The sequence below is a fragment of the Polaromonas sp. P3_A5 genome (assembly GCF_056403055.1).
Map to the genome: position 1 here is coordinate 2,966,381 of NZ_JBFUGF010000001.1, position 12,868 is coordinate 2,979,248.

Consider the following 12,868-nt stretch of genomic DNA (forward strand, 5'->3'; position numbering starts at 1 on the left):
ACTTCAGAGGTTTTAGTGCGAGGTGACATATTTCTGGATATTGTCCAACTGGCCTTCCCAGCCGCCGGTGTTCATGCGAATGGCTTCTGCCCGGCGGGCCACGGGAATCTTGTCAAAGCCTGATTCGGCCACGCTGAGCAGGGTGCCCTTGCCGGTGTCTTTGAGGGTGAACTCGACCAGCGTGGTGGGCTCTTTCGAATAGTCGATGGCCGGGTCTACCGCGTAGGGGTGCCAGCGGTAAGAGAACAGCTTTTCGGGCTCTATCCGCTCAATGAGCACGTCAAACAGCACATGCTCATAGCCCGGAATGGTGATGTGGCCCTGCACCTGCTGGCCGGCAATAAAGTTTTTGCCCTTGAGCGCCACGCCGAACCAGCCGCCAAATTCTTCGGCGTTCACCAGCGCGCGCCAGACCCGTGACACGGGGGCGTTGATCAAGGTGCTGCGTTCGATGCGGTCTGTGGATGAAGACGATGTCGTTGATGAAGTCATATGCAATCTCCTGGTTGCATTAATTATGCGCAAGCCAATTCAAAACCGCAACAAAATGGTTGCATTAATTTGCAACCATTTTTATCGCCGGCGATAAATTGCAACCGGATGGTGAAAACTGCACGCTAAATACTTAACCAGCGCGTGAGAGCGCTACAGGCCTCAAAGTGGTTCGCCGATCGAGATTCCCCAAGGACGCGTGAAAGTGGCCCTGGAGCCCGGCTATTTGGCCGATGGTTTGTTCAGCGTCGCGGCTTCGCGTATCAATGCCTTCAGCGCTTTCTCATCGATCTTGTCGCCCTCATGAAAGTCAATGGCGCGGCGGGTGTTGCCTTCGAGGCTGGAGTTGAAGAGGCTTGAAGGGTCTTCCATCTTTGCGCCTTTGGGGAAGGTCAGCTTCACGGCCTTCTTGTAGGTCTCGCCGGTGCAGAGGATGCCATCTTTAGACCAGACGGGAACGCTCCACTTCCATTCCTCGACCACATGGGGAACAGCCTGCGTGACGATGGCCCGCACGCGGGCGAGCGTCTCGCCGCGCCAGTCATCGAGGCCTTTGATCTTTGCGTCTATCAACTCAGATGCTGAGCCTGATTCTTTTGCTTCAGCCGGCGCACTTTTGGTTTTGTTCATGTTGTTGCTCCATTCATCATGTCTGGTGTTTGCTCACATCTTTTCGCCGGGCAACTGGCTGGCTTGCTTCACCCAGTCGGTTAGCTGCGCTTCGTCGAAGGGGTCGTCTTCATGGATGTCGAGGTAGCGCGTGTCTTTGCTTTTCGACTCACCAGGCGGAACAGGGCGCAGCGACGTGCCGCGAAAGAAAGCCACCTTGACGTACTTCGTGAAGCAATGGACGCTGAGGAACCAGCCTTGGTCCGCCACACCGTAGAAGGGCGAGTTCCATTTGACGGCCTTGTGCACACCGGGAACGGTGCGCACGATGAGCGCGTCAAGGCGTTGCCCGATGTCGCGCTTCCACCCCGGCATGGCCGCGATGTAGGCCTGCACGGGCGCGTCGCCCTCGCCTTTGGGTATCTGCGGGTTGCCGCCAGCGAGCAAGGCCGGCTTGCCTGCGTTTGCCGGCACCCTGGTCGCGTCGGGCTTCTTTTTGGCCATTGCATTCATCTCAATGCCTCGCGTTGAAGACCTGGGCGGTCAACCTGCCCGCGCCAGAACCTGTTCGAGCTTGGCAAAGAATTGCGGCCAGCCGTGCTTGGCGCCCTGGTAGGCCTGCTCCTGGTCCAGCCGGAAGCCCGACTGCTCCATGCGCAGGTGTGTGCCCGTGCTTGTGGGGGTAAGTGTCCAGGTGACGATGCTTTCAAGGCCATAGGCGGCCCAGGTGTAAGACAGCGTTTTGTCGGGCTCGATGGCCAGAACCTGGCATTCGACAGCGCCCCAGTCTGCGCGCAGGCTGAAACGCTGGTCCATGACTGGCTTGAAGTCGTTCTTCATAAGCCACTCTTCGATCAGGTGCGGCTGCGTGAGGGCGCGCCAGATTTTTTCGGGCGGGTAAGGGATCTCGCGCTCGACGACGACCGCGCGTGTTTCAGTGGAAGCAGTGGTGGTGTTAAGGGTTGCAGTGTTGCTCATTGGTCCATCCTTTTCAAAAGTGATTCGAGATGATCGATGCGGTCGTTCCAGAAGGCGCCATAAAAACTCACCCAGTCGCGCAGGACTGAAAGCGCCAGCGGCTGGGCGCTGTAATGCGTTTCGCGGCCCTCGCGCCTGTCGTCAACCAGCTTTGCCTGTTTCAGGATGCGCAGGTGCTTGGACACCGCAGGCTGCGACACGCCTGCGCGGTCCGTCAGCGCACGCACGGTTTGCGCCCCGTCCTGGGCCAGGCGCTCAAAGATCGCCCTGCGTGTCGGATCGGCCAGGGCTTTGAAAACTTCGTTGGCAACCTCGTTGGAAACTGTTTGCATGCCGAAATCATAACCATATGGTTATTGGTTTGTCAACCCGCCCTGCATCCAGAAAGTGAAAGCCCCGGGGATTCAGCCCCGTCAACCTCAGCGTGACCTGAGCGTGACAACCCGTTGCCATCATGGAAGGCATTTCATGAACGCCGCCATTCAACAATGCCGCCTTTCTCTGACAGACAAACGCTTGCGATGCGTGCCAAATGGTTTCAAGCGCCGCCGTTGGAGGCGCATAACGACCCCTTCCAGGAGATAGCCATGCCCCAGTTCGCCATGATTACCGGTGACGTGACTTACACACCGGGTGACGGTACGCCCATCGAGATCCCGCGCGTGCGCGTGGAAGTTGCGCTGGAGCCGGACAGCGCCACGCTCAGCTGGGACGCCGGCGACGGTGTTGCCGCCGTCACGGCGATTCCGCGCATCCAGTTTGATGACTACGTGAGCAAAGGAAAAATCACGCTCACGCAGTAAGTGCCGCGGCGCCGCAATAATCGACTCCATGCCTGTTAGCTCCTCACGCTCCACTTTCCTGCCTTTCTTGCCATCCCTGCAGCCCTCCCCGCCTACCCGCCGCTCAGTGCTGCTGGCGGGCGCCAGCATGCTGGCCCTGCCTGCCTCATGCCTTGCCGCGGCACCGGCGCCCTCCGGCGTCTGGCCCAACGCGTCGCAGGTTCCCGGCGGCATTGCCCGGCTGCCGCTGGGCCCGGCGGCGGTGCGGCCTGTGGCGCAGTCAGGTGGCGTGCCCTTGCTGGTGCTGGGTGACCCTGCGGGATGGACCGCGCTGGTAGGCATTGCACTGTCTGCAGAGCCCGGCGAGGCAAGCATCTCGGTGCTGGCCCCTGACGGCAGCCAGCAGCAGCTTGCCTACACGGTGGCGCCCAAGCACTACCTTGAGCAACGCCTCAAAGTAGCGCCCGGCACGGTAGATTTGTCGCCCGAAGACCAGGCGCGCTACGAGCGCGAGCGCGCGCACCAGGAAGTGGTGATGGCCACCTTCAGCGAGCCTTTGCCGCAACAGCCGCTGCGCATGCAGGTGCCGGTGCCGGGCCGCCGCTCCAGCTCGTTCGGGCTGCGGCGCGTCTTTAACGGGCAGTCGCGCAACCCGCACAGCGGCATGGACATCGCCGCCGCCACGGGCACGCCGGTGGTGGCGCCGCTGCCCGCCCGCGTCATTGACACGGGCGACTATTTCTTCAACGGCAACACGGTGTGGCTGGACCACGGCGGCGGCCTGCTGGGCATGATGTGCCACCTGAGTGCGATTGGCGTGGCCGTTGGCGACGCACTGAAGACGGGCGAGCGCCTGGGCGCTGTGGGCGCCACAGGCCGCGTCACCGGGCCGCACCTGCACTGGGGCGTGATGCTGAACCGCGCCATGGTGGACCCGGCGCTGTTTCTGGGGGCCCGGGCAGGCGGCGAGTAGCCGACAGGTTATTTAAGGGAAAAGTGGCCACAGCCCAATAGGATATTGCGCAAGCAGCTATTAAAAACGTAGCGACTCCACACCAAAACCGGCTGTAACTGAATCTGGACCGGCCCCTCTAGCCCGGTAGGTCGCACTCACTAGGGAAAACATTGATGATGAATCATTGTTCAACCCCTTTGAAGGAAACACCATGACCGCCAAAAACCTGTCTACCGTTGCAACCGACCTCATCGAGTCTTCCGGCAACACCGCCCGCCACGTGATCAACGCCTACCGCGCCGGCGGCGAGCGCGCAGTCATCCTGCTGGAGCAGCGCTGGAACCGCGCCCTGAAACAGTCGCGCACCGAACTGACAGCCGAAACGGCCAAAAACGCCACGGCAGCACAACTGGCCTTCAGCGTGTACTACACCAAGGGCCTGATGCTGACGACCAACGGCGCACAGCAAGTGGTGAGCCAGCTGGTCAAGGTTCTGGAGAGCGGCGTGGAACGCGCTGCCGCCAATGCCAGCCTGTTTGAAGAAAAAACCGGCGTGACCACCCTGAACACGCTGGCCCAGGCCACCGCGCCGGGCGCCCTGGCACTGAGCAAACTCGCCGCGCAGATCGAGCAAAAAACCGCCCAGCTCGCCAGCAAAATTGCCGGTGACCAGGCCAGCACCGCCAAGCGCAAAACGGCTTTCAGCCAGCGCCGCACCGCCAAGGCAGCCTGAGCATTTCTGAACAAAATGGGGCCGTAGCCCTTTACCGACGGGCGCAAGCAGCTATCAAATCAATAGCATATTGAAGCAGCGCACTGACCCCAAAGAAAAAGCCGCCTTTCCAGGCGGCTTTTTCACGAGCGAAATCCGGAGGCTTGCTGACCAGGCAACTGCAGACCGCGCTTGAAATGCCGGCCACGGCCCCCAGCTGCGCCTGATGACCGACCCTCTCCACATCGTCTGCCCGCACTGCCACACCACCAACCGCGTACGCGCCGACCAGCTGGGCAGCGAGCCAACTTGCGGCAGCTGCAAGAAGGCGCTGTTTACCGCGCATTCCACCGCGCTGGACGAAGCCGCGTTTGACAAACACGTCAGCCGCAACCAGATCCCGGTGCTGGTGGACTTCTGGGCGCCGTGGTGCGGGCCGTGCCGGCAAATGGCGCCGGCCTACGAGCAGGCGGCTGCACAGCTGGAGCCGCAGGTGCGCGTAGCCAAGGTCGACACCGAAGCGGTGCCCAACCTGGGCGCACGCTTCAATATCCGCAGCATTCCCACGCTGGCGTTGTTCAAGGGCGGCCGCGAAGTGGCGCGCCAGGCCGGCGCCATGGGCGCGGCCGACATCGTGCGCTGGGTGCAGGGTAATTTACGCTGAGACCATCGGCCGGCGCTATGCTTTTCATAGCTGCTTGCGCCCGACTGTATTAGCCTGCTGGAACTTTTTTCAATAATTTTTCTGCGCGCCCGCGCCGGGGCGCGTTCACTGCGCTCAATCAGTCGAGCGCGGCGTCCGCCACCAGGTAGCGCCTCACCAGGTCAAAAAATCGGTCGTAAAAGTCATCGGCGGTGATGGTTTCACTGCCCACCTTGACCATGGACTCATTGCTCGACGTGAAGGGCAGCGAGACGGAGCCAATGGCGCCCACACCCAGGCTGGCGGAGTTGTTGGTCTTTTTCATGGCGTAGCTGTCCTGCAGGGCCGTGACAAAACCCAGGCTCACTTTTCCATCGGGCGTGTCGGGGGCGCACACCACACGAACCACCATTTGCAGGTGCGCCTCGGGCTCGGGCTGGAAGGCTTTTTGCCCTTCCACCAGTTCGGCGCTGGCCATGTTGATGATGTAGCCCTGGCTCAGCAGTGCACGCCGCGAGGCCTCGCAGGTCCGTGCAGGGGTGGCGTCAAACAGGCGCGAATACGTCTGGGTGGAGGCAAACTTTTCCTGCAGCGGAAATGCCTTGGCGCCGGTGACGCAGCCTGTCAGCAGGGGCGAAAGGCCGCATGCTGCCAGCAGCACGGCGGGGAGTCGGCAGGATTTCCAGAGTTGCATCAAAAGGGAAGTTTCCACAAGGATAAGAGGTGTCTCATGCACAAGGTGTCACCATACCTCCAATACCTCCGTTAGAGGCGCCAGCTCACGCACCGGGTGCGTCGCAGTTGTAGCAAATCGTTCGCGAGGCCAGCTGGCCGGCCGAAAAACCGGCTCGCTAGTTCGGTTCGCTACGCCGGCTCGCTATTTCTGGTCCGCGCCTGCGGACCAGAAGACGGCGCTCCATTCCAGCGGGTTAAAGCTCCGGTCGCGGTTGTATTCGAGCGTGCCATTGGGCAAGGTCCAGCGCAGAACCGGACCGCCCATCCGCGAAACAATGCCTGCGCGTTCCGCTTTTCCGTACTGCCCTACCAGGCGATCAAGCCACCTGCCGTGCACCCACCAGGGAACATGCACCACCGTGGAAGTCAGGCGGCCCTTGCTGAAAAAAGCCACGAGCATCATTGCGGGTTCCCCATCGGCTTTGTCCACAGCCGCATGGCAAAGCCGGTCGGTCCCGGCAGGCCCGCCCTGCTGGTTGGAGCAGCTCAGGAACACTTCTCCAAAATGCTTGCGCACAGCGGCTTCGTCCATCTGGCCGGAGAGCTGGGCGTAGCGCATCGTCACCGCGGGTGATTCGGCGCGCAGGTAGCCGTAATAGACCTCCAGGCGGTCACGGTTCAAAACCCCTACGACGGCGACCAGACACACCAACACCGCCAATACCGCCAGCACGCCCCACTTGATCCACTTTCCGGTCACCGCATTCATGATTTAACCCTTGTTGCACCTCTGCTCCAGCCCCGAAGCATATCCGGCATCGCGGCCGGCGCCCGTGGCACAAACGACACGGCAACCGGGCTCACAGGCTCATAATTGGCCCGCCGCTCTGAAGCAGAATCCGATTTGAAGACACCCGCATCACATCCATGACCCAAAGCCCGCACCGCCGCCCGAATTCCGGCTTTGTCAGCCTGCGCTTTGCACTGGTGGCCTGCGCGCTGCTGGCGGGGTTGCACTGGTGGTTTTCACCCAACACCTTCCGCGCGGCGGGTGTGGGCAACGACCTTGCCTGTCCGCTGCCGCCGCAGGTCAATAGCGGCAACGAGCCGCTGCAAACCAGTGTGCCAGGCGACATGGCGCCTTTCGTGCTGAAAGCCGCGACCCTGACGCCGCTGGCGGGCTTTAGCGTGGACGCGCGGGTGCTGTCGCGCGAAGACTACCGGATGGGCAACGAGGCCACGCTGTCGCCCACCGACCTGGCTTTAGGCTGGCAGCGCATGGCCGACGACAAGGTGTTGTCGCAGCTGATGATCAGCCAGTCGTCACGCTGGTACTACTACCGGTGGGACAACGAACCACCACTGCCGCCGCCGGAAATTGCACGTAGCAGCGCCAACATGCACCTGATCCCGGCCACGGACGCGGTTGCCAAAGCACTGACCCGCGTGAAGCGCAACGACCGCGTGCGCATCGACGGCTGGCTGGTGGAAGCGCAGAAACCCGACGGCTGGCGCTGGCGAAGCTCCACCGTGCGGGACGACACCGGAGCCAGCTCGTGCGAGGTGGTCTACGTGTGTTCCATCAGCCGGCTGTAGCAAACGCCTGCCTTGTCCCGGCGGCTCAAGCCACCGCCCGGCCATTGATCTGCCCGGTGGGTACCTGGTAGTTGCGTTCGTCAAACAAGTCGATGCCGCATTTCAGCGATTCCGCCCAGTCAAAAAACTGGCCGATGGCCGGGCCTTTTAGCGGCGCGCCGTGCTGGGGCACCAGCATGGAAATATCCAGCCGGCGCGCCATGGCCACCCACAGGCGCAGGACCTTGTTGGACACCATGTAGCGTTTGTGAAAACCCTCCATCAACGGCAGATGGGGCTTCAGGTCGGTGACGGGCACCTGCGCCGTTCGGCCGGACATCATCGACACACCCAAGTCACCGGTGAACAGGATGCGGCTGATGGGATCGTAAAAATGGAAGTTGCCTTCCGAGTGCAGGAAGTGCGCGGGCAGCAGCCACAGCTCGCTCTGCCCCAGCGGCAACCGCCCGCCGCTGTCGGGCACGCCGACCAGGCGCTGCTCGGTCTTGCCGACCTTGGTGAAGTGCGGCACAAAACGCTCCCACACACGCGAGATCACCAGCTGCGCCGGAGTGGACGTGAGCCAGCGGTCCAGCGAGGCAATGATGTCGGGGTCGGCGTGGGAGGCGATGATGTAAGACAGTTTTTGCGGGCTGAAGTGGCGCGACATGCCCAGGAACAGTTCGTTGAACGCCAGGTTGCCGCCCGGGTCGATCACGGCGCCGGTGCCGTTGTCGACAATCAGGAACTGGTTGGACTGGACGGCTTGCCCGTCTTCTTCGATCAGGTCGGTGAACATCAGGCAGGCATGCCTGTCGTCACGGTAAAGCTCTATGGGCATGGCTGAATGCGTGCGGCGACGCAGAAAAAAAAGCAACTTTATAAGCGGCCTGCTGCTCGCGTATTGATGCAGATCAATGACACGCCTGAAGCGCGCGCCGCCACCCACACCGGCGCAACACGAGCAATGCCGCAGGCAAAAAAAAGCGCGCCGGCGCTTCAATGAGCACCGGCGCGCCTTGCTTGCGCATGGCAGCTGTCCAGGCACCGCGTGGCGGCGCCCGGAACAGCGCTTTACTTAACCGCTTAACCGCGGCGGCGGTTGTTCATCATGCGTTCCACGTCGTCGCGCAGCGATGTCAGCTCATTGCGCAGCTGACGGCGCTCCTGCGCGGTCACCACGCCGTCGGACTTGAATTGGGTCTCATGGCGCTCAATGCGGCGTTCACGCTGGTGCAGCTTGGCGGCTTCGCGCTGCGTGATGCGGCCCGTGCGGACGCCTTCGTCAATACGCTGGCTGATCTGGAATTCACGGTTGTCGATGCCGGGGGTGCCGGCGTTGTTGCCCGGCCGGCCCGCAACTTCGCGGTTGGCCATCTTGCGTTCCACTTCGGCACTGAGACCATCCAGGTCGGCGCGCAGCTGCTGGCGCTCTTGCGGCGTGGCAACGCCGTTGGATTTAAAGCGCGCCTCGCGGGCCGCGATCTCCTGGTCGCGGCGGTACAGCACCTGCGCTTCGGACGGCGTGATGTGGCCGGAGGCCAGACCCTGCTGAATGCGCGCGCTGATGGCTTGCTGCGCCTGGTCAATGCCGGGTGTATTAACACCCTGCGCCATGGCGGGTGCAAACCCCAGGCCGGCGAACAGGGCTGAGGCCAGCAACGAGACAGTGAGGAATTTCGATTTCATGAGGTTCTCCTTGGAATGCTTATGCGTTTGATTGCCAGCAACCCGGTGGGCAACTTGCGGTGGCGGCGATAAATCTCCGGTTCGGCAAGCGGCTGTCGGGGCTGCTCCTGAATCGCTGCTTTCAAAGGCCTTTGCGCTTCAGTGAAACCATTGTTGGCCCGCTCTTGTGAATGCCGTGTAAGGCAAACGGAGCTTTACCCCGTCATTACGCAGTGATTACCCTCGCATTACCTCGCGCTTGCAGTGGTGTCCAGATGCGCTTTAGCATGGTTAGACTGTGCGCATGCTGATCATCCCTTCGCTGAGCCGCAAGCAGCTGCATCCGGAAGACAAGACGCCGGCCGCACACCCGGCTCCACCCGATAACCTGAAATAGACCCGCACGACGCATGGACTCGCATCACCACCCCCTTCGCCGCCAACTCCTGCTGGGTGCTGCCGGCTCTGCGCTGCTGCTGGCTACGGCTTGCTCCAGAAAGGCCGGCCCCAAAGGCAAGACCCTGCCCAAGGAGGCCACCCTGCTGTGCCTGGGCGATTCGCTGACCTTTGGCTATGGCGCCCCTGCGGGCGCCAGCTACCCGCAGCAGCTGGAACTGTTGACCGGCTACGTCACGCAGAACGCGGGCATCAACGGCGACACAGCGGCCGGTGCACTGGCACGGTTGCCGGCGCTGCTGCAGGAAAACAAGCCGGGCCTGGTGCTGGTGTGCATTGGCGGCAACGACTTTCTACGCAACATGCCACTGGAAAGCACCCGCACCACCATCAGGTCGATTGTGCAAACCGCCGCTGCCAGCACGCAGGTGGTACTGATCGCACAGCCCAAACCCGTGCTGCTTTCTGCCGCGATGGGCTCACTGAAAGACCATGAGGTGTATGCCGAGGTCGCCGCGGAAACAGCCACCCCGCTTTTTTCAGATGCCTGGTCTTATGTGCTGTCACGCAGCGAATTGCGTTCTGACCAGATCCACGCGAATGCGGAAGGCTACAAGGTCTTTGCCGGGCGCCTGGCCGACTGGCTGCGCGACAGGAAATTTGTGGCCTAGAACCCCGGACCAACGTCAGGCGTCACCCAGCCCTATAGGCGCCGGCGCCTCCATCACGATGCGTGTGAAGAGGCGGTCATACACCGGGTCTGCGGCGTGCTTGCCGCCAAGCGGGTCGCGGTTTTGCTGGAAGGCGGCGTCCAGCTCCTTCCAGTCGGCCTCCGTGAGCACTTTTTCAGCCTGCGGCAAGATGACTGTTTCTTCGAGCCGCATGTGCTCGAGGTAAAACTCGACGTAGCGTTTGCACTGCGCCTCGAACTCGGGCTTTCGTTGCTCGCCCAGCAGTTCCCAGGCAAGCAGCAGGTGCTGCAGTTCACGCACGGCCTTCTCGCCGCTCATGTGGTCGCGCTCCAGCTGCTGCACCGTGGCCATAACCGATGGCGCGGAGCGCACCACGCGGGGAAACAGCAGGTCCGACTCTTTCGGGTGATGCAGGCGCTCGGGGAACTCGTCGATATAAAACAGCATGGCCCGAAAGACGTCGAAGAACTGCTGCGCACGGTCGCCCGGGCCGCGCGCCACCATGAGCAGCATGGAACGCAGCATGGCGGAAAGGGAGGCGTGCTCATCGAGGATGATCTGCACGCTGGCATGTTTGTGAATGGCGGTCTCCGGCGGGTAAGTGCCACCAAGAATGCCACCAGGTTCTCCCCCGGACTTGATGAAGATCAAACCACGCGGATTTTTCCAACCGGTATCGCCCCGGGAACGAATATCGCCCCACCCCCTTCCCATTGAGGCGATGGCTTGACCTTCATCAAAGCCGTTTGGCGGCGGCAACCTAAAGTGGAACCGCCCTGCTCAAGGTTTGCCGCGCCGGCGATGAGCCGCCCAGGATGACAAGGAGATTGCCTATGTTCAAACATATCCTTCTACCCACCGACGGATCGCCCGCTTCGGAACGGGCGATTGCACGGGCCGTAACCTTCGCCAGGGAAGCCCGGGCCAGGATCACGGGCTTGCATGTGATGCAGGAGTTCCACCTGCTGACCTACCGGGTCCAGATGCTGGAAGACACGCGGGACCAATTCATGAGGGAATGCCAGGCGCAGGCAGAGGCATTCCTGTCTGCGCTGAAAGACGCCGCCGACAAGGCGGGCGTGCCTTGCGAAACCGTTTGTGTCGCAGGCGACCACCCCTACGAAACCATCGTCCGGATGGCGGACGGCAAAGCTTGCGACCTCATCGTGATGGCTTCGCACGGCCGCAAGGGCATCACCGGGTTCCTACTGGGCAGTGAAACCCAGAAGGTGCTGTCTCACAGCAAAAAACCGGTGCTGGTACTGCACTAGAAACCACTATGCCAAAGGAGCTCATCATGAAAAAAAACGCCGGCACTGCCGACCGCGCGGCACGCATCGTGGCGGGACTCGTCATCCTCAGCCTGTATTTTGTGGTGGAGCCCGCCTGGCGCTGGTGGGCGCTGCTGGGAGTCGTGCCCCTGCTGACAGGGTTGCTGGGCTGGTGCCCGGCGTACACGCTGTTTGGCATACGGACCTGCAAAACAGGCCCCACGTGACCCCGTGCGCGGTGGCTGGCCTCAGGGTTCGCCGGACCCGGACCTGCCGGATTTATCCGGCCGGGGAATCTTCTTGAACTTGATCAACCGGTTGGTTTCGATCTTGTCTTTTTTCACCTGGCGCTCGGCGTCGAGCAGCCGGCCGGCGGTCGCCCATTCGGCAAATTCGTCAGGCGTTTCCAGGGTCACACGGCCCAGCGTTCCCGCCCGGAATTCGTAGATCACGATCTCGGCGGCCTTTTGCAGGTTGACCCGGCCCTTGGAGAGCACCGCGCCGCGCTTTCGGCCGATTTCTTCCAGCAGTTGCTCGTCGGTGATGTCCGGCGTGACTTCGACCTTGTAGCGCGCCTCCAGCAAGGCCGGGTAGTGCTTGATCAGGTAATCCAGCAGCTCGAGCGCCACCTCTTCCTCATTAAAGGCGTTGCGGCCAATGGCACCGCTGGCGGCCAGGTTGTAGCCGCTTTTGGCCACGATGATGCGCGGCCACAGCATGCCGGGTGTGTCCCATAAATAAAACCCGTCGGCCAGTACCAGGCGCTGCTCGACCTTGGTGATGCCGGCTTCGTCGCCGGTTTTGGTGGCGCGCTTGCCGGTGAGGGTGTTAATCAGGGTGGACTTGCCGACGTTGGGAATGCCGCAGATCAGCACCCGCATAGGCTTGACCATGGTGCCGCGTGTTGGTGCCAGCGCGTGGCAGGCGTCGATGAGGCGGCGGGCGGGCGTGGTTTCGCTGGCGTCGAGTTCGATGGCGCGGGTGGCAGGCAGGCTGTTGTAGTGATCCAGCCAGAGCGGCGTGCGGGTGGCGTCGGCCAGGTCGCGCTTGTTGAGCACCTTGAGCGCGGGCTTGGCGCTGGTGAGCTCGGCCAGCATGGGGTTGGCGCTGGAGCCGGGCAGGCGCGCATCAAGCAACTCAATGACGACATCAATTTCCTTGATGCGCTCACTGATGGCTTTTTTGGTCAGGTGCATGTGACCGGGAAACCACTGGATGGCCATCGGGATCTTTTCTTTCTGGGGTTCGGGTTTGGGGGCATGGGGCGAAGACCCCTGCGATACCCCAATTGTCGCCGCATACCGCAAAATACCCTCCTGGCGAAGAAGGCACCACCAGCAGGGGCCGCGGAACCGGCTCTGCCGGGCCGCAGGCGCCGCCCCCTGCAAGGGGGAACAGGCTACACGCAGTGAGCCTGGAC

At 62.1% G+C, this 12,868-nt stretch carries 20 protein-coding genes; 9 read left to right on the forward strand and 11 right to left on the reverse strand.

Translation table 11 applies throughout. The features are described from left to right. Window positions 1-12 precede the first annotated feature (12 nt). The 5 genes from AC1DU8_RS14185 to AC1DU8_RS14205 form a co-directional block, all read right to left on the reverse strand. Window positions 13-492 carry an SRPBCC family protein gene (locus AC1DU8_RS14185; RefSeq protein ID WP_477688838.1) on the reverse strand — a complete coding sequence of 160 codons (480 nt, stop codon included), beginning with the start codon at window positions 490-492 and terminating at the stop codon, window positions 13-15. A 222-nt stretch (window positions 493-714) separates the two neighbouring features. Next, window positions 715-1,122: a DUF1801 domain-containing protein gene (locus AC1DU8_RS14190; protein ID WP_477688837.1), complete on the reverse strand. Its 408-nt coding sequence runs from the start codon at window positions 1,120-1,122 to the stop codon at window positions 715-717. 33 nt (window positions 1,123-1,155) lie between these two features. Further along, on the reverse strand, window positions 1,156-1,614 hold the full coding sequence (locus AC1DU8_RS14195) for a DUF1801 domain-containing protein (RefSeq protein ID WP_477726897.1): 459 nt from the start codon (window positions 1,612-1,614) through the stop codon (window positions 1,156-1,158). Window positions 1,615-1,644: 30 nt separating this feature from the next. After that, the gene (locus tag AC1DU8_RS14200) at window positions 1,645-2,079 is read right to left on the reverse strand and encodes an SRPBCC family protein (protein ID WP_477726898.1); all 435 of its coding nucleotides are present in this window, start codon (window positions 2,077-2,079) and stop codon (window positions 1,645-1,647) included. Next, window positions 2,076-2,411: an ArsR/SmtB family transcription factor gene (locus AC1DU8_RS14205; RefSeq protein WP_477648908.1), complete on the reverse strand. Its 336-nt coding sequence runs from the start codon at window positions 2,409-2,411 to the stop codon at window positions 2,076-2,078. Before AC1DU8_RS14205 ends, AC1DU8_RS14200 begins: the two co-directional genes overlap by 4 nt. A 255-nt stretch (window positions 2,412-2,666) precedes the next feature. On the opposite strand from AC1DU8_RS14205, the gene AC1DU8_RS14210 reads away from it, so the two are divergent. From AC1DU8_RS14210 to trxC, 4 genes are all read left to right on the forward strand, one after another. After that, entirely contained in the window at window positions 2,667-2,882 is a 216-nt protein-coding gene (locus tag AC1DU8_RS14210; RefSeq protein ID WP_457279148.1) for a hypothetical protein, read from the forward strand. 28 nt (window positions 2,883-2,910) lie between these two features. Then, window positions 2,911-3,834, forward strand: a complete 924-nt coding sequence (locus tag AC1DU8_RS14215; RefSeq protein WP_477726899.1) for a peptidoglycan DD-metalloendopeptidase family protein — start codon at window positions 2,911-2,913, stop codon at window positions 3,832-3,834. Between the two features lie 193 nt (window positions 3,835-4,027). Next, window positions 4,028-4,549 carry a hypothetical protein gene (locus AC1DU8_RS14220; RefSeq protein ID WP_457279150.1) on the forward strand — a complete coding sequence of 174 codons (522 nt, stop codon included), beginning with the start codon at window positions 4,028-4,030 and terminating at the stop codon, window positions 4,547-4,549. A 205-nt stretch (window positions 4,550-4,754) separates the two neighbouring features. Beyond that, window positions 4,755-5,192 (forward strand): thioredoxin TrxC, encoded by a 438-nt coding sequence (gene trxC, locus AC1DU8_RS14225; protein ID WP_477702382.1) that lies wholly within the window; start codon window positions 4,755-4,757, stop codon window positions 5,190-5,192. 118 nt (window positions 5,193-5,310) lie between these two features. On the opposite strand, the gene AC1DU8_RS14230 is transcribed toward trxC, so the two are convergent. Both AC1DU8_RS14230 and AC1DU8_RS14235 read right to left on the reverse strand, forming a co-directional pair. After that, window positions 5,311-5,865 carry a DUF2242 domain-containing protein gene (locus AC1DU8_RS14230; RefSeq protein WP_457279783.1) on the reverse strand — a complete coding sequence of 185 codons (555 nt, stop codon included), beginning with the start codon at window positions 5,863-5,865 and terminating at the stop codon, window positions 5,311-5,313. A gap of 183 nt (window positions 5,866-6,048) precedes the next feature. Further along, complete coding sequence (locus AC1DU8_RS14235; RefSeq protein ID WP_477726900.1) at window positions 6,049-6,615, reverse strand: hypothetical protein; 567 nt, start codon at window positions 6,613-6,615, stop codon at window positions 6,049-6,051. Window positions 6,616-6,773: 158 nt separating this feature from the next. On the opposite strand from AC1DU8_RS14235, the gene AC1DU8_RS14240 reads away from it, so the two are divergent. After that, window positions 6,774-7,442 (forward strand): hypothetical protein, encoded by a 669-nt coding sequence (locus tag AC1DU8_RS14240; protein ID WP_477726901.1) that lies wholly within the window; start codon window positions 6,774-6,776, stop codon window positions 7,440-7,442. 25 nt (window positions 7,443-7,467) lie between these two features. Here the strand turns inward: AC1DU8_RS14240 and AC1DU8_RS14245 are convergent, their stop codons facing one another. Next, entirely contained in the window at window positions 7,468-8,262 is a 795-nt protein-coding gene (locus AC1DU8_RS14245; RefSeq protein ID WP_457279154.1) for an oxygen-binding di-iron domain-containing protein, read from the reverse strand. Between the two features lie 6 nt (window positions 8,263-8,268). On the opposite strand from AC1DU8_RS14245, the gene AC1DU8_RS14250 reads away from it, so the two are divergent. Beyond that, window positions 8,269-8,427: a hypothetical protein gene (locus AC1DU8_RS14250; RefSeq protein ID WP_457279155.1), complete on the forward strand. Its 159-nt coding sequence runs from the start codon at window positions 8,269-8,271 to the stop codon at window positions 8,425-8,427. An 80-nt stretch (window positions 8,428-8,507) separates the two neighbouring features. Here AC1DU8_RS14250 and AC1DU8_RS14255 read toward each other — a convergent pair whose 3' ends face one another. Beyond that, on the reverse strand, window positions 8,508-9,110 hold the full coding sequence (locus AC1DU8_RS14255; protein ID WP_477726902.1) for a hypothetical protein: 603 nt from the start codon (window positions 9,108-9,110) through the stop codon (window positions 8,508-8,510). Window positions 9,111-9,499: 389 nt separating this feature from the next. Here AC1DU8_RS14255 and AC1DU8_RS14260 point away from each other — a divergent pair, with 389 nt between their 5' ends. Then, window positions 9,500-10,156 (forward strand): GDSL-type esterase/lipase family protein, encoded by a 657-nt coding sequence (locus tag AC1DU8_RS14260; RefSeq protein WP_477726903.1) that lies wholly within the window; start codon window positions 9,500-9,502, stop codon window positions 10,154-10,156. A gap of 15 nt (window positions 10,157-10,171) precedes the next feature. On the opposite strand, the gene AC1DU8_RS14265 is transcribed toward AC1DU8_RS14260, so the two are convergent. After that, window positions 10,172-10,741, reverse strand: a complete 570-nt coding sequence (locus AC1DU8_RS14265; RefSeq protein WP_477726904.1) for a hemerythrin domain-containing protein — start codon at window positions 10,739-10,741, stop codon at window positions 10,172-10,174. A gap of 269 nt (window positions 10,742-11,010) precedes the next feature. On the opposite strand from AC1DU8_RS14265, the gene AC1DU8_RS14270 reads away from it, so the two are divergent. Continuing rightward, the gene (locus AC1DU8_RS14270; RefSeq protein WP_457279158.1) at window positions 11,011-11,448 is read left to right on the forward strand and encodes a universal stress protein; all 438 of its coding nucleotides are present in this window, start codon (window positions 11,011-11,013) and stop codon (window positions 11,446-11,448) included. 26 nt (window positions 11,449-11,474) lie between these two features. Beyond that, window positions 11,475-11,675, forward strand: coding sequence for a YgaP family membrane protein (locus AC1DU8_RS14275; RefSeq protein ID WP_457279159.1), 201 nt, complete (start codon window positions 11,475-11,477; stop codon window positions 11,673-11,675). Window positions 11,676-11,696: 21 nt separating this feature from the next. On the opposite strand, the gene ylqF is transcribed toward AC1DU8_RS14275, so the two are convergent. Then, window positions 11,697-12,671 carry a ribosome biogenesis GTPase YlqF gene (gene ylqF, locus AC1DU8_RS14280; RefSeq protein WP_477726905.1) on the reverse strand — a complete coding sequence of 325 codons (975 nt, stop codon included), beginning with the start codon at window positions 12,669-12,671 and terminating at the stop codon, window positions 11,697-11,699. Window positions 12,672-12,868: the final 197 nt, after the last annotated feature.